The 14,675-nt window shown below is 56.5% G+C and carries 13 protein-coding genes; 3 read left to right on the plus strand and 10 right to left on the minus strand.

Translation table 11 applies throughout. From position 1 onward, the window contains the following. Positions 1-52: 52 nt before the first annotated feature. From hemN to rpoZ, 5 genes are all read right to left on the minus strand, one after another. Positions 53-1,387, minus strand: coding sequence for an oxygen-independent coproporphyrinogen III oxidase (gene hemN, locus AC0TOF_RS07035; protein WP_122000015.1), 1,335 nt, complete (start codon positions 1,385-1,387; stop codon positions 53-55). A 294-nt stretch (positions 1,388-1,681) separates the two neighbouring features. After that, positions 1,682-2,347 carry a helix-turn-helix domain-containing protein gene (locus AC0TOF_RS07040; RefSeq protein ID WP_473767662.1) on the minus strand — a complete coding sequence of 222 codons (666 nt, stop codon included), beginning with the start codon at positions 2,345-2,347 and terminating at the stop codon, positions 1,682-1,684. Between the two features lie 226 nt (positions 2,348-2,573). Next, entirely contained in the window at positions 2,574-3,152 is a 579-nt protein-coding gene (gene pyrE / locus AC0TOF_RS07045; RefSeq protein WP_122000013.1) for an orotate phosphoribosyltransferase, read from the minus strand. A gap of 7 nt (positions 3,153-3,159) precedes the next feature. After that, positions 3,160-5,406: a RelA/SpoT family protein gene (locus tag AC0TOF_RS07050; RefSeq protein WP_122000012.1), complete on the minus strand. Its 2,247-nt coding sequence runs from the start codon at positions 5,404-5,406 to the stop codon at positions 3,160-3,162. Positions 5,407-5,682: 276 nt separating this feature from the next. After that, the gene (gene rpoZ / locus AC0TOF_RS07055; RefSeq protein ID WP_022569110.1) at positions 5,683-6,087 is read right to left on the minus strand and encodes a DNA-directed RNA polymerase subunit omega; all 405 of its coding nucleotides are present in this window, start codon (positions 6,085-6,087) and stop codon (positions 5,683-5,685) included. Positions 6,088-6,482: 395 nt separating this feature from the next. Between rpoZ and AC0TOF_RS07060 the strand changes: the two genes are divergently transcribed. Then, complete coding sequence (locus AC0TOF_RS07060; RefSeq protein WP_112592144.1) at positions 6,483-7,058, plus strand: LabA-like NYN domain-containing protein; 576 nt, start codon at positions 6,483-6,485, stop codon at positions 7,056-7,058. A gap of 30 nt (positions 7,059-7,088) precedes the next feature. Beyond that, positions 7,089-7,739 carry a uracil-DNA glycosylase gene (locus AC0TOF_RS07065; protein ID WP_473767663.1) on the plus strand — a complete coding sequence of 217 codons (651 nt, stop codon included), beginning with the start codon at positions 7,089-7,091 and terminating at the stop codon, positions 7,737-7,739. 22 nt (positions 7,740-7,761) lie between these two features. Here the strand turns inward: AC0TOF_RS07065 and smpB are convergent, their stop codons facing one another. Together smpB and dapA are read right to left on the minus strand one after the other, a co-directional pair. After that, positions 7,762-8,238: an SsrA-binding protein SmpB gene (gene smpB / locus AC0TOF_RS07070; RefSeq protein WP_122000010.1), complete on the minus strand. Its 477-nt coding sequence runs from the start codon at positions 8,236-8,238 to the stop codon at positions 7,762-7,764. A gap of 91 nt (positions 8,239-8,329) precedes the next feature. Then, on the minus strand, positions 8,330-9,211 hold the full coding sequence (gene dapA / locus AC0TOF_RS07075; RefSeq protein WP_473767664.1) for a 4-hydroxy-tetrahydrodipicolinate synthase: 882 nt from the start codon (positions 9,209-9,211) through the stop codon (positions 8,330-8,332). A gap of 478 nt (positions 9,212-9,689) precedes the next feature. Between dapA and AC0TOF_RS07080 the strand changes: the two genes are divergently transcribed. Beyond that, positions 9,690-11,747, plus strand: coding sequence for a lytic transglycosylase domain-containing protein (locus tag AC0TOF_RS07080; RefSeq protein WP_473767676.1), 2,058 nt, complete (start codon positions 9,690-9,692; stop codon positions 11,745-11,747). Between the two features lie 33 nt (positions 11,748-11,780). Here the strand turns inward: AC0TOF_RS07080 and AC0TOF_RS07085 are convergent, their stop codons facing one another. From AC0TOF_RS07085 to AC0TOF_RS07095, 3 genes are all read right to left on the minus strand, one after another. Further along, a complete protein-coding gene (locus tag AC0TOF_RS07085) occupies positions 11,781-12,437 on the minus strand; it encodes a 50S ribosomal protein L21 (protein WP_473767665.1) in 657 nt (218 codons plus the stop codon). Between the two features lie 314 nt (positions 12,438-12,751). Then, complete coding sequence (locus tag AC0TOF_RS07090) at positions 12,752-13,399, minus strand: BON domain-containing protein (RefSeq protein ID WP_473767666.1); 648 nt, start codon at positions 13,397-13,399, stop codon at positions 12,752-12,754. Positions 13,400-13,573: 174 nt separating this feature from the next. Continuing rightward, positions 13,574-14,675, minus strand: a 1,102-nt coding sequence (locus AC0TOF_RS07095) for a porin (protein WP_473767667.1), incomplete at its 5' end; no start/stop codon positions are given.

A 14,675-nucleotide genomic window follows, 5' to 3' on the forward strand; every position in this document is an offset into this window, starting at 1 on the left:
GCATTTTCTTGATAGAGCATCTTTCGCTCTACATCTTTGTTCCAACGCAAGTTCAGACGGCGAAACTGAAGCCGTGCATCGTCTCCCTGCGAAATTCATCAAAAGCAGCCGCAACCAGACGGATCAGCGGCTTGCCGTCACTTGTCGCGCTGATGACCCCGCCACGGACTTCCACCAGCCCATCCGCGACCAGAGGGCGCAACAAGGCCAGCTCATCGGAAAACTCCACACCCGGGGCCGTAGCGTTCAGATCGACCCGGAAATTGCACATCAACGCGGTGATGATACCGGCGCGGATACGGTCGCTTTCGCGCATCGCATAACCACGGACCGTTGCCAGTTCGCCCGCGTTAGCGCGCTTGGAATATTGCGTCACGTCCGAGATATTCTGGGCATAGCCGCCGGGGAACTGCGAAATCGATGACGGGCCGAGACCGATCAGAGTCTGGCAGCGATCATCCGTATAACCCTGGAAATTGCGGTGCAGCGTGCCATTGCGCGCGGCAACGGCCAAACTGTCGTCAGGCAATGCGTAGTGATCGATCCCCACTGGTTCATAACCGAAACCGATGAAGCTTTCCGCGACGACACGTGCCTGAGCGAAGCGTTCATCGGCATCCGGCAGGAGGCTCGCATCGATGAGGCGCTGATTGGCGCGGCGCTGGGGCAGATGCGCATAGCCGTAGCAGGCAACGCGATCGGGCTTGAGTATTGCGACCTTTTCGCAGGTCTCGCGCAATGTCTCCACTGTCTGCAACGGCAGGCCATAGATGAGGTCGAAGTTGAGGCGATCAATGCCGACTTCGCGCAGAAGACTTGCAGCCTTGGCGACCGTCTCTATCGGTTGAATGCGACCGATGGCTTTCTGGACCTCGGCGTCTACATCCTGCACGCCGAGGCTGGCACGATTGACGCCCATGAGCGCAAGCGTACGTACGAGCTGTGGCGTGACGGTGCGCGGGTCAAGCTCAATGGCATGTTCCATCTGAGGCGAAAAGTCGAATGCAACGCGCAGCGCCGCCAGAATGCTCATAAACTGGCGCGGGTTCAAAATCGAGGGCGTCCCCCCGCCCCAATGAAGGTGAACCACATTCGGCCGGGCGGTCAGGCTCTTGCTGACGGTCTCGATTTCGCTCAGCAGAGCAGTACAGAAATTCTCGACCACATCGTTGCGGACAGCCATTTTTGCATGGCAACCGCAGTAGTGGCACAGCTGCCGACAATAGGGCACATGGATGTAAAGGGAGACGCTTTCCTCCGGCCCGATCTGGCGCAGCCAGCGATGCGTGGTCTCAGCGCCCACGGGCATGAAATCCGCAGCCGTCGGAAAGGAGGTATATCTGGGTACAGCCAATGCGGCGTAGCGTCTTATCGCTTCTTCATGCATAGCGCGTCCACCTTAAGCGTTGGTCGCTCCGGCGAAGCCCTGCCGATGCGCGCACCGGAACCGGAGCGACATTCTGCGGGGCAAGACGGCATGATGCGGCAAGGAAGCCCGCATGCATGACAGCCGATATTGCAATTCCCAGCCACAACAGCACCTGTTTTCCCCATTTTGAATCGCGCGCCCCAAGACGGGTTCGCATCAATTTCTATGGTCAGGATTAGGCTGTTCAGCCGGGTAGTGCATTGATTTGAATCAACGGAAATTCACCCGGCTTTTGGCGATGTGGGCTTGAAGCTAGAGGCTTTCCGGGTCCATTCCAGCAACGGCTGCCAGTGAACGACGCGACAGGATTTCCACCGTATTAGCATCGAGCAGTTGGATCAGCCCCTGCGTCTTCAGCTTTGTGAAGCTGCGGCTGACGGTTTCAATCGTCAGGCCGAGATAGTCGGCAATGTCGGTCCTGTTCATCGAAAGATGAACAGGGTTGGGCTTCTCGCCGCGCTTTTCCGCACGGGAAGAAAGGACCAGCAGGAAGCTCGCAAGCTTTTCCACCGGCGCAAGGCGTCCGAGGACAAGCTGATTGTCGCGCGCCGTGCGAAGCGCGGCCCGCGTCATCTGATGCAGGCGCTCCTTCAATTTGGGAAAACGCTCCATCAGATCGTCCATCTCCCTGGTGGTAAAGGCACACAGGACTGATGGCACCACAGCCTCAACCGACTGGGAGTAAGTCTCGTCGTCCGCCAGGCCAAGATAATCGCCGGGGAACAGGAAACCCGCAATCTGCCGACGCCCATCAGGAAGCGACGTATAGATGCGCAACATGCCGGAAGTCAGACTGAAGACGCGACGCTTCGGCTCGCCCTCCTCCACCAGCTGCTCATTGGCATCGAGACGCTTGGAGGTCATGATTGCTTCCAGAGCGCCAAGATCGCCGTCATCCAGCGCAGCGCAAACGGCCATCCGCCGGACATCGCAATCCACGCATACCCCACATGGCGCACGATAAGGCGATCTGGGATCGAATATGATAGGCGCTACACTCACGATGGAATCCTGTTTATGGAAGCCGGAAGAACGTCTCTGGCAGTTACCCTTAAATAGGTAACTATAACGCGTCCCGCAAAGCGGAATTTCGCCGCAGGGGTGTATCCCCCTGCAGCGCATGGAAAGCCATCGGCTTGCCTGCTTAAATGTTGCGGCTACCGGGCTTCACTGCCGGAATTGCAGCAAGCTCTGGCGGCAATTTATCCGCGGGATAGGCTGGGACTTCATACTCGGCGAGAGAGATCAGCTTCGTGCCGACGTCGGCCTTTCCCGCCGAGCGGTCAACGATACAGGCTGCGGCCACGACTTCGATACCGAGGTCCTTCATGCAATCGATCGTTTCGCGGATGGAAAGTCCAGTCGTGACGATATCTTCCACGATGACGACGCGTGCGCCTTTCGGCACATCGAAACGCCGCAGGCGGAACACCCCGTTCTCGCGCTCCACCCAGACTGACGGAACGTGCAGATGGCGCGACGTCTCATAGGAAGGAATGAGACCGCCAATGGCTGGTCCAACCACGTAATCGATGGTCCCGAGATTTGCCGCCTCGATCTTTTCCGCCAATGCCTTGCAAAGCTTTTCCGTCTTGTCGGCATGCATGAAAACACGTGCCTTTTGAAGGAAAATACGGCTGCGCAGGCCCGATGTGAGGATAAAGTGGCCTTCAAGGATCGCCCCCGCTTCGCGGAAGACGGCAAGCACATCTTCGGTGTTCATCTTAGTCCTATCCGTTCACGCGTTTCGCGCCGCTGACGCTCGCGCTTTCTTTCAATTGGGAAATGATACGGTTGAGATGCTTGAGGTCCCAAACCTCGACATCGATAATCATTTCGGTGAAATCCGGTGCGGTGCGCACCATGGAAAGATTGTGAATATTCGCGTCATTGGCCGCCACGATCTGCGCTATCTCGGCAAGCGAGCCCGGCGAGTTGATAGCCGAGACGCTGACACGCGCCGGGAAACGCTCGCTCATCTGCTCGTCAATGTCCCAACGCACATCGATCCAGCGTTCCGGCTGATCGTCATAGGCCGTCAGCGCCGGCGACTGGATCGGATAGATGGTGATGCCGGCACCGGGCTGGAGAATGCCGACGATACGGTCTCCGGGCACAGCGCCTTCCGGGGCAAAACGCACCGGAAGGTCCGAATTGGTGCCACGAATCGGCAGCGCCTTTTTCCCCGGCTTCGGTGCGGCGTCGGCGTCGGTCTTTGTCGCGTCTTCGCTGCCCTCCGGCACCTTGAATATCATGCCGGCTGCATTCTGAATGTTGAACCAGCCCTTCTCGCCAGTCTTGGCGGGGCTGTTCTGCGAAGTCACGCGCGTATCCTGATAATCGGGATAAACGGCCTTGACCACATCGGTCGACGGCAGTTCACCGCGTCCGACTGCAGCCAGAACGTCCTCCACGTCCTTGCGCGCCAGGCGCGGAAGTCCGGGTTTAAGAATATCCTTGCTGAACGGCTTTCCGGCGCGCTCGAATGCGCGCTCCAGAATGCGCATGCCAAGCCCGGAATATTGCTTGCGGACAGCCGAGCGGGTAGCGCGCCGAATGGCGGCGCGCGCCTTGCCGGTAGCGACAAGCGATTCCCAGGCCGCAGGCGGCACCTGTGCCTTGGACCGGATGATCTCCACTTCGTCACCGTTCTTCAACTCGGTCATCAGCGGCATGATGCGGCCATTGACCTTTGCGCCAACGCAGCTGTCGCCGATATCTGTGTGAACAGCATAGGCGAAATCGATCGGCGTCGCACCGCGCGGCAGAGCAATGAGACGGCCTTTCGGCGTGAAGCAAAACACCTGATCCTGAAAGAGTTCAAGCTTGGTGTGTTCGAGAAATTCTTCCGGATTATCGCCTTCTGAAAGCTGCTCGATTGTCTGGCGCAACCATGCATAGGCATTGGTTTCGGTAGAGATCTTGTGCGGGTTGTTCGCGCTGCCGCGATCCTTGTAGATCGAGTGGGCAGCAACGCCGAATTCCGCAATCTCGTCCATTTCGCGCGTGCGTATCTGCAGTTCGATGCGCTGCCGCGACGGCCCGATAATGGTGGTATGGATCGACCGATAATCGTTCTGCTTGGGCGTGGAAATATAGTCCTTGAACCGGCCCGGAACCATCGACCATGTCGTATGGATAAGTCCGAGCGCCCGGTAGCAATCCTGCACCGTATCAACCATGACACGAAAGCCGAAAATGTCGGAAAGCTGCTCGAACGACAGGCCCTTTGTTTCCATCTTGCGGAACACGGACCATGGCTTTTTCTGGCGGCTCTTCACACTGGCCTTGATGCCATGCTTTTCGAAAATCTCGGACAGGTCCTTTTCGATCTTCTGCAGCAGGCCGCGGTTCTTTTCCAGAAGTTCGGCCAGACGATCCGTGACAGCACGCCAAGCATCGGGATTGATATAGCGGAATGCCAGCTCTTCCAGCTCTTCGCGCATATCCTGCATACCCATGCGGCCTGCAAGCGGCGCATAGATATCCATCGTTTCCTCGGCAATGCGCAGGCGCTTGTCTTCCCGCATCACGCCCAGCGTGCGCATATTGTGCAGACGGTCGGCCAGCTTGACCAGAAGCACGCGGACATCTTCGGAAATCGCCAGAAGCAGCTTGCGAAGGTTTTCCGCTTGCACTGCTTTCTTCGAAACGAGGTCGAGTTTCTTGAGCTTGGTCAGCCCTTCGACGAGCTTGCCGATTTCGGGACCGAAAAGCTGATCGATTTCCTGTCGGGTGGCTGTGGTATCTTCAATCGTATCGTGCAGAAGGGCGATGGCAATCGTCGCTTCGTCGAGATGCATATCGGTGAGGATCGCGGCGACTTCGAGCGGATGCGAAAAATAGGGATCTCCGGAAGCACGTTTCTGACTGCCATGCTTTTGCATGGCATAGACATATGCCTTGTTGAGAAGCGCCTCATTCACGTCAGGCTTGTATCGCTGCACACGCTCCACAAGCTCATATTGGCGCATCATCTACGAGAACTCCCTTTCGAAACCGATGTTTGGAAACATATCGGGTATTGTGACCCAAAATCACCGAAAATCGAACAGTTCTCGACGTTTAGGTTTAATTTTCTGCCGACAATATTAATTTCCGGCAGAAACCGCTCGTCATTTGGAGCGCGGCGCGTCTTCCGGGCAGGCGTCCAGCATCGCAGCTGCCGACCCTCGCGCACGAGCACGCGCATAAAAACATGCGCCACGACGGAAACTCGCAGCGCATGCAAAAAGATTTAATCCAGAGGACGATTAAAAATCGTCGTTCTTCTCTGGTGCGACGAGGCCTTCAATACCGGCGAGCAGCTCTTCTTCCGACATGCGGTCGAAAGCAACTACGTCTTCCTCGGCAGCTTCTGCAATGCCTTCCGCAACGTCTTCCGACGAAGAGGCGATCTGTGCAGGCGCAGCCGCTTCCGGCTCATCGACTTCCACATGCTTCTGCAGCGAGTGGATAAGGTCTTCCTTCAGATCGTCCGGCGACAGGGTTTCATCGGCGATCTCGCGCAGGGCAACGACGGGATTCTTGTCGTTGTCGCGGTCGATGGTGATCTGTGCACCCTGGGAAATCTGGCGAGCACGGTGACCAGCCAGCAGAACCAGCTCAAAACGGTTCTCGACCTTATCTACGCAGTCCTCAACAGTGACGCGGGCCATGCGCGGTCCCTTTCATTTCTCGAACTTTATTGGATTTTTCCCCACATAACGCGTGCGGAGCCAAATTACAAGCAAAAGCGGAATTGCTCGTGCATCACCGTATGAAATCTGGCAAATTAACGCCGATTTCACGGATTTGCCTCATAAAACCCCGCAATGCGTCGAAACGGCACAATAATTTATAAACCAAAAAGAGATTACTGATATAAGGCTCCCTCTTAGGTAATTTAGTGCAGGCAAATAACAACCAATGGTTGCTTGTTTTTCTGTGATATGTCCTTAGAAGGCAATAAACGCACTGGTAAAATTCGATACCACCCGCCGTTTTAGAAAACAAACTGAATAAGCGGTCGCCGGCCCACTCCCGTCCGGCCGTAGAGTGGATATATTGCACGATGTTCGATTCTCGTGAAAAGATTGCGCTTTTTATTGATGGCGCCAATTTATACGCTGCCTCAAAAACCTTGGGGTTCGATATTGATTATCGGAAGCTTTTGAAAGCATTTCAAAAGCGCGGCTATCTGCTCCGCGCCTATTATTACACCGCCCTGGTTGAAGATCAGGAATATTCGTCAATCCGGCCCTTGATCGACTGGCTGGATTACAACGGCTACAAGGTCGTCACCAAAGCTGCCAAGGAATTTACCGATTCCACTGGACGCCGCAAGGTGAAGGGCAACATGGACATCGAGCTGACCGTGGATGCCATGCAGCTTACCGATACGGTTGATCATTTTGTGATTTTCTCCGGTGATGGTGATTTCCGCTCGCTCGCTGAAGCTCTTCAGCGCAAGGGCCGCAAGGTTTCCGTCGTTTCGACCCTGACCACACAGCCCGCCATGATTTCGGATGAACTGCGCCGTCAGGCCGATCATTTCATCGATCTGGTCTCGCTCAAGGCTGAGATCGGTCGCGATCCGTCAGAACGTCCGGCGCGCCGTCAGGATGATGATCTCGACGACAGCTATTGACGCCGTCGTCGAGCCGGTTCATGCAAGGGCATGATTTCCGAACCATCTCCCAATTGCGATATTTGTCCAAGGCTGCATGCTTTCCTGCAGGAATGGCGGCGCAAGGAACCTTCGTGGCACAATTCACCGGTTCCGCCATTTCTGCCTGCGCATGATAGCGATGTCCGGCTCCTGATTGTCGGACTGGCACCGGGCTTGCGTGGCGCCAACAGAACCGGGCGCCCCTTTACCGGCGATTATGCCGGGGATCTTCTCTACAGTACATTGTGCGAATTCGGATTCGCGACCGGCAAATTCGAGGCCCGCCCCGATGACAGCTTGCGCCTGCTGGATGCCAGCATTGTCAATGCTGTGCGATGCGTGCCACCGGAAAACAAGCCTATCGGCTCTGAAATCAACAACTGCCGCCAGTTCCTGTCGCCAATGCTGACCCGGTTTCCAAATCTGCAAGCCGTCGTCACGCTGGGAACGATTGCGCATCAATCGACTGTCCGTGCGCTTGGAGCACCGGTAGCGCGCCATCCGTTCGGTCACGACAAGGTGAGCGACATCGGCAATTTGCGGATTTTCTCCAGCTATCACTGTTCACGCTATAACACGAATACCGGACGGCTGACCGACGCCATGTTCCGCACCGTGTTTCGCAATGTGCGCAACTATCTGAATCAAAAGAGCGCCTGAAGCGCTCTTTCTTTGCCGATATTTATCCCTTATCCCGCATCAAGCGAGCCTTTTCGCGATTCCAGTCGCGCTTCTTTTCAGTCTCGCGCTTGTCGTGAGTCTTTTTGCCTCGCGCCAGCGCCAATTCCAGCTTAGCCCGGCCCCGATCATTGAAGTAAAGCTTCAATGGCACCACGGTCATTCCATCGCGTGATACGGAATTGAACAGACGAGACATTTCGCGCTTGCTGACGAGCAGTTTGCGCAGGCGCCGTGGCTCGTGGTTGAAACGATTGCCCTGCGTATATTCCGGAATATAGGAATTGATGAGCCAGAACTCGCCGTTCTCGAAGCTCGCATAGCTTTCGGCTATGTTGGACTGATTGGCGCGCAACGACTTGACCTCGGTGCCTGTCAGAACCAGACCGGCTTCGAGCGTATCGAGAATTTCAAAATTGAAGCGCGCCTTGCGGTTTTCCGCGATAATCTTGCGCACGGGAGAATTCTTGGGCTTGTTCATGATGGCACCATATAATGTGCAATGCCGGAAATGAAAACGCTCCCGAAGCTACGGGAGCGTAAAAATCAGCGAAAGCGGTAAACTTGGCAGGTCAGTTGACCAGACCCGCGTGCTTCATGGCCTGATCGATCTTCTCTGCCGTCGCGGCTTCCACCGTTACCATCGGCGAACGCAGCACATTTTCGACGCGACCCAGACGAGACAAGGCATATTTAGGCCCCGAAGGATTCGGCTCGATGAAGAGCGCCTTGTGCAACGGCATGAGGCGATCCTGCAATTCGAGCGCCTTGGCGAAATTACCGGCCTGGCACGCATCCTGGAATTCGGCGCAAAGGCGCGGCGCGATATTGGATGTAACCGAAATGCACCCTACCCCGCCATGGGCATTGAAACCGAGGGCAGTGGCATCTTCACCGGAAAGCTGAATGAAATCCTTGCCGCAGGTCGCACGCTGTTCCGAAACGCGTTCGATCTTGCCGGTCGCATCCTTGACGCCCAAGATATTCTTGTGGTCGCGAACAAGAGCGCCCATCGTTTCCGGCGTCATGTCGATGACCGAACGGCCGGGAATATTGTAGATGATGAGCGGAATCGAAATAGAGCGCGCCACACGCGAGAAATGTTCGTAAAGACCGCGCTGGTTCGGCTTGTTATAATAAGGCGTGACGACGAGAACCGCATCAGCACCAGCCTTTTCGGCATGCTGCGCCAGCTCGATCGCTTCCACCGTATTATTGGAGCCGGCACCGGCAATCACGGGAACGCGGCCAGCCGCAACCTCGATGCAAACCTCGATGACGCGCTTATGCTCGTCATGCGACAACGTTGGCGTTTCACCAGTCGTGCCGACCGGAACAAGACCTTTGGTGCCTTCTTCGATCTGCCAGTTTACGAATGCGCGAAAGGCTTTCTCGTCGAACGCTCCTTCGGAATCGAATGGCGTGACAAGCGCGGTAATTGAGCCCTTCAGCATTAGTGAACTCCTGAGAAAAGAAAGACGGGACCTCATTCCCCGATCATCTTGGGTATGTGACCAGGTAGAGGCGTTGCACAATAGTCTTGCAGCACGAGTGGAGCAAGCGGGGTATGCTGGCAAAACAGGCGCAATGCGGCAGTTTTGCGGCAAAATTTGTTGCTAGTTCCGTGCACTGCCGATGATAGGCCGGATTGATTAAAAGAACATCAAACGTTGCGGAAGGTCTGTGCCAGCGAAGATCGGAGATAACGCTTTATTAAGGATAGATTCATTCCTTGAGCCTAGGCTCAGGACCTAACTTCAATGGCGAAATAGACCGTCAAAAGCCGGGCTAAGAAAAGCCTGATTTCAACAACATATTGCGCATCAACCAAGTCTTTGTTCTAGTTAGCCAATGTCAAAACACGTCGCAGCGATATCCTTGAAGAAAAAAGCGCTCCTCGCCAGTTGCTTTGTTGCGGTTGCCTTGCAGCCGATGATTTCGCTCGCGCAATCGTCGCTACCGACAGATATTCCAACTCCGCTCGCGCGCCCGTTTGCGCCGACCGCGACACATCAGTCGCCGATGAATCTTGTAACGCCGAAACCGCGCCCGAATACGCCCGATCCGGTCATGACGTCAGCAGTCAGCCGCATGGAAAATCCGGCCGCGATAGGCGGAACGCTCAAGAGCGGCCTTGACGCCCTCTCCTCCCGAGACGCCGCGAGCGCGATTGCGTTCCGCAATGGAATGCCGCATGGTTCGCTTGACCGCCAGATATTGACCTGGGCAATTGCCACTTCCGGTCTCGACAGCGTTCCGAGCGCTGAAATCGCCACGGCGGTTGCAGAGCTGCGCGGTTGGCCGGGAACTCCAGTCCTGCGGCGCAATTCCGAGCGGGCTCTGCTCAAGGAAAATCCGGCCCCTGCAACCGTCATCGCATCGCTCGGCAATAGGCGGCCAGAGACTACCGAAGGCATGATTGTGCTTGCCCGCGCCTATATCGGCACCGGCAATGCCGCCAAAGCGCGAGAGCTGCTTTCGCCGTGGTGGGCTACGCAGCGCCTTTCTGCCGAAGACGAGCAAAAGATACTGAAAGAGTTTTCGGGCGTCCTGACCCGCGAGGATCATCAGCGCCGCATTCTGCGCTCTCTCTATAATGACCGCATGCAGTCGGCAAAGCTGCTTGCAGGCCCTGCACAGGCGCAATCGCTCTATAATGCCTTTGCGGCAGTTGCACAAAAATCTCCGAATGCCGCCAAGGCGATAGCGGATGTCGACCGCAGCTGGCAGGGCAATGCTGCCTATCAGTTTCTGAAGATTCGCTATCTGCGTCGTGCCGAACGCTACAATGAGGCGACAGACCTCATGCTGAAAGCTCCGCGTCAGGCGTCGGCGCTTGTCGATCCGGATGCATGGTGGGTCGAACGCCGCATCCTTTCACGAGAACTACTTGATCTTGGAAAGCCGCAGCTCGCGTACAAGCTGGTTTCGGCTCATGCCGCCGAATCGCCCACCATGGCCGCAGAAGCGGAATTCCATGCCGGATGGTATGCGCTCCGCGCCCTGAACCAGCCGAAAACGGCTGCGCCGCATTTTGCCAGAATCGCAGAAATTTCCTCCCGTCCAATTTCGGCGTCCCGTGCCTTCTACTGGCTCGGGCGATCCGCTGAAGCCGGTTCCGGCGGCGATGCCCGCGACTATTATCGCCGTTCCGCTCATTTCGGCACGACATTCTACGGACAGCTTTCAGCAGCCAAACTAAGCGAAAAAGCACCGGAACTCATCTATCCAAAGCCAACCGAGGCAGATCGTACGCGTTTTGCCGGCCGCCCTGCGGTACAGGCAATCAAGCGGTTGGAGCAGGTGGGCTACAGCAGTCGGGCAACCACCCTCTATAACCAGCTGTCGCAAGAGCTCGACAGTGTAGGCGAACTGGCCCTGCTGGCGGTCATGGCTGAACGCAACGAGAATCATTATCTGGCTCTGCGCGTCGGCAAGAATGCTGCGTTGCGCGGCCTCGACGTTGGTGCCCTGTCGCATCCGCTTGGCGCAATCCCGGCAAGCGCCAATATAAGCGGATCAGGCAAAGCCCTTGCCTATGCAATTGCCCGGCAGGAAAGCGAGTTCAACGTTGGTGCTGTTTCAAAGGCCGGGGCACGCGGCTTGCTGCAATTGATGCCTGCAACAGCGAAGAATGTGGCGACCCGTAACGGCATGAGCTTCTCCGCACCGCGTCTCACGACGGACGCAGGATACAATGCCACGCTTGGCGCCCATTTCCTCGGAGAACAGCTCGATCGTTTCAACGGGTCATACGTTCTCACCTTCGCCGGATACAATGCCGGCCCCCGCCGCGCATCGGAATGGATCGAGAAATACGGCGATCCGCGCGGCAAGCCCATTGATCAGGTGGTGGACTGGATAGAGCGCATCCCGTATTCCGAGACACGAAACTACGTTCAGCGGGTGATGGAAAACTACGAGGTATACAAGGCCCGACTGACCGGCAGCGCCGATATCCAGGCTGACCTGATTTACGGCCGGCGTTAAGCGGGAATATTAAAAGACAAAGAAAAAGCAGGCTCATTCGCCTGCTTTTTTTGTCCGTCGCGGTTTGGGTTTGGTCGCCTTTCGCGGCTTTTCCGTATGCCTGGCACTGGCTTTGTTCGCTGCATTCACCAGTTTTGCGGCTTGCGCGATCCAATCCTCGCGCTCCACTCGGCGCGGAAAACCTATATTTCGCTCAATCCAGCGCGATTCTTCATCGTTCCAGCTGGCAATCTGGTCGTAATGAAATACGCCGATACCGTTGAGCAATCCCTGAACGGCCCGACCGATACCTTTTATGACGGTGAGATCATCAGCTTTTCCACGACGTGCAGCTTCAAGAAGCTCTGGACGGCCCGGATCGAGAACGGGTTCCGCATCGGCCTCCTGGCTTTCGGCTTGCAAAGGCCAGTTTCCAACCACTTCTGCCTCGGGCACGACTTTGACCGAAAGCGTCTGCGGCTCGCTCGGCTGCGGTGAGGTCCTGGGGCCTTCGGCTTCCGCTGGTGCTTCAGCTTCCTTGGCCGTTTCCTGCTTTTCTTCGACGGGCAAGGTGGCGCGTGCTGCGGCAATGATTGTGCGTTCGCGGTCCGGGACTGCAGCGTTTCTGCGCCTGACGAAGCGGCCCAGAAAGCAGCCGACAATAAAAGCGATGGCAACAAGAACAGCCAGTTGAACAATCAGCAACGGCATATGGTTTCCTCGTACTCCAAATTACTCAAGCCCGACGAACATATTCGCCGTTAATTTTCCCCGCCCCAAATTTGCAACCACTACTTTGAACCGGTCAGCCAGCCGACAACCGCGCCAATCAGAACCGCCACGACGAGAACCGGCCAAAACGATACGGCTAAATAAAGCATTGTCAGGTCCGCTTTCTATTCCGGAAACGGAACATATGCTCCGCTATGCCTATTCATAGTGCGAAAGGAAAGGCCCGAACAGGCGGGCTGTCAATTCCGAACAGAAAACTGGCGGAGATGAATTCCAAATCGGACCGGCCTTGCTCACTGTGAAGGCTCAGCTTCGCCAATCTCAACCCGTTCAGCCTTCAGACCGAAGGGAAGCGAAGAACTCAATCGAGCCTGAAGCTTTTGATAGCTTGCTGCGTCTGCTGCCCTGCCCTTGATCGAAATATTGCGATCGGAAATCCCGATCTCCCCTTCCCGCAATCCCGACAGGAGTTGCAGGGAAAACTCCACCGAATGAGCGAAGTCCGGCGGGCTGCCGCGGCCTACCGCCATTTGATCGTCAAGCGGAATGCCCGGAGCCGCACTTTCAGCGGCAGTCATGATTCGGTCTCTTACGTCATTATCCGGAACTGAACCGGACAGGACAATTCCGTCAGCACTCTTCTTTATCTGCAATGCGTAGGGCGACACGAGCGGTAGAACGCTCGTCAGATCGGTGACCTCGCGAAGCCCCCATACCTTTTCCAGCGCATCTTTGGCAGCAGACTGTACTTCTGGATCGGTCGCAATGCCCTTCAGCGTGACATCGCGACCGTCCACATCAAAGCCCGCCCACACGAATGGAGCGAGTGCCTCGCCGGTGCGCGTCGCGATATCCGTCTCAACCCGGTCCGCACCGAACCAGAGGGCAAGCGCCATCAGCGCTGCGGTCCACGTTATGCCGGGCCAAAACCATTTGAACATGTCGTGGCGTCTCCACGCTGGAAATGATCGGAAACGAAGCGACGAAACACGTATCGCTTTCTTATCCGTACAAAGACTGAGTTTCCGGTGAAAGCAAGGTCACAACCGTGAAAATCGAAAAACAAAAAACCCGGCAGCGATGCTGCCGGGTTCTTTTGAACAATCCCGAAGGGATTAGAACGAGCGCTGGAAGCGAACCATGCCCTGCCAAGCATCTTCACCCTTGAGTTCAGAGTGCTTGTCGTTCCACTTGGTGTAGGAAACTTCTGGGGTGATGGTGAAGCCAGGAACCAGTTCGTAAGCAACGTTTGCAGTTGCTGCGAAGGTTTCTGCATCTTCGTAAGCGACCTGAACGTTGAAGGTAGCCTTTTCGGTTGCCTTGAACGCTGCGCCGCCCCAAACGGCCCAATCGCCGCCCCAGGTGCCGTAGAACGAGTCGATACGGCGGATACCGCGCCAGCTGCCGTCAGCAAATTCCTGCGTGACGTAGTAGTTGTCGTCGTTGGACTTGTAACCGCCCATTACCCAAACCGAGAAACGGTCGGTGATGTTGACGTCGGCGCGGACCTTACCAGCCCACTCTTCGTTGCGGGCGTCGTAAGCGACAACACCAGCGATCGAGCCCCAGCCGCCAGCGTACTTCAGACCGCCAACAACGTGCGGCGTGTAGTCCTTGAGCGTTACGTCAACGTCGGAGTCGCCGTTGCCGCCTTCTTCAAGCGACAGGATGGCCGAGAAGCCGTTGCCGCCGGTGAAGGTGTAGCTGATGAGGTTGGTGCGGTAGCCGCCAGCGAGGATCACGTCGTCGTTGATGACGTTGCCGAGGTAACCAGGGAAGGTTACGAAAGCCGATTCGTCGAGACCAACGCGCAGACCGCCGAGCTGGATGTAAGCATAACGCAGAGAGCTGTTTTCGCTCGAGCCGTATGCGTATTCTTCGCCGTCGCCGCCGCCGTTCCAGTTGTAACGCAGTTCGGTGAACGTCTTCAGGGTGCCGAGTTCGGTTTCCGAAGCGGTCGAGAAGCGAAGCGTTGCACGGGCGTTCTTGCCCCAGGTGTCGCGCTCGAGGTCGTCCAGCGAACGAGCGTAAACGCGATCGCCGCCCTTGGCGTCGTAACGAACGTAGCCATGGATACGCAGGCAGGTTTCGGTGCCTGGGATGTAGAAGTAGCCAGCGCCGTAAGCATCGCAGACGCGGACATATTCAACGGCTTCTGGCTCTGGCGCGACGATTGCGTCGGCAGCCTGAGCGCCGGAAGCTGCAACCAGAGCTGCA

The sequence above is a fragment of the Ochrobactrum sp. PL_is501 genome, from assembly GCF_055816895.1.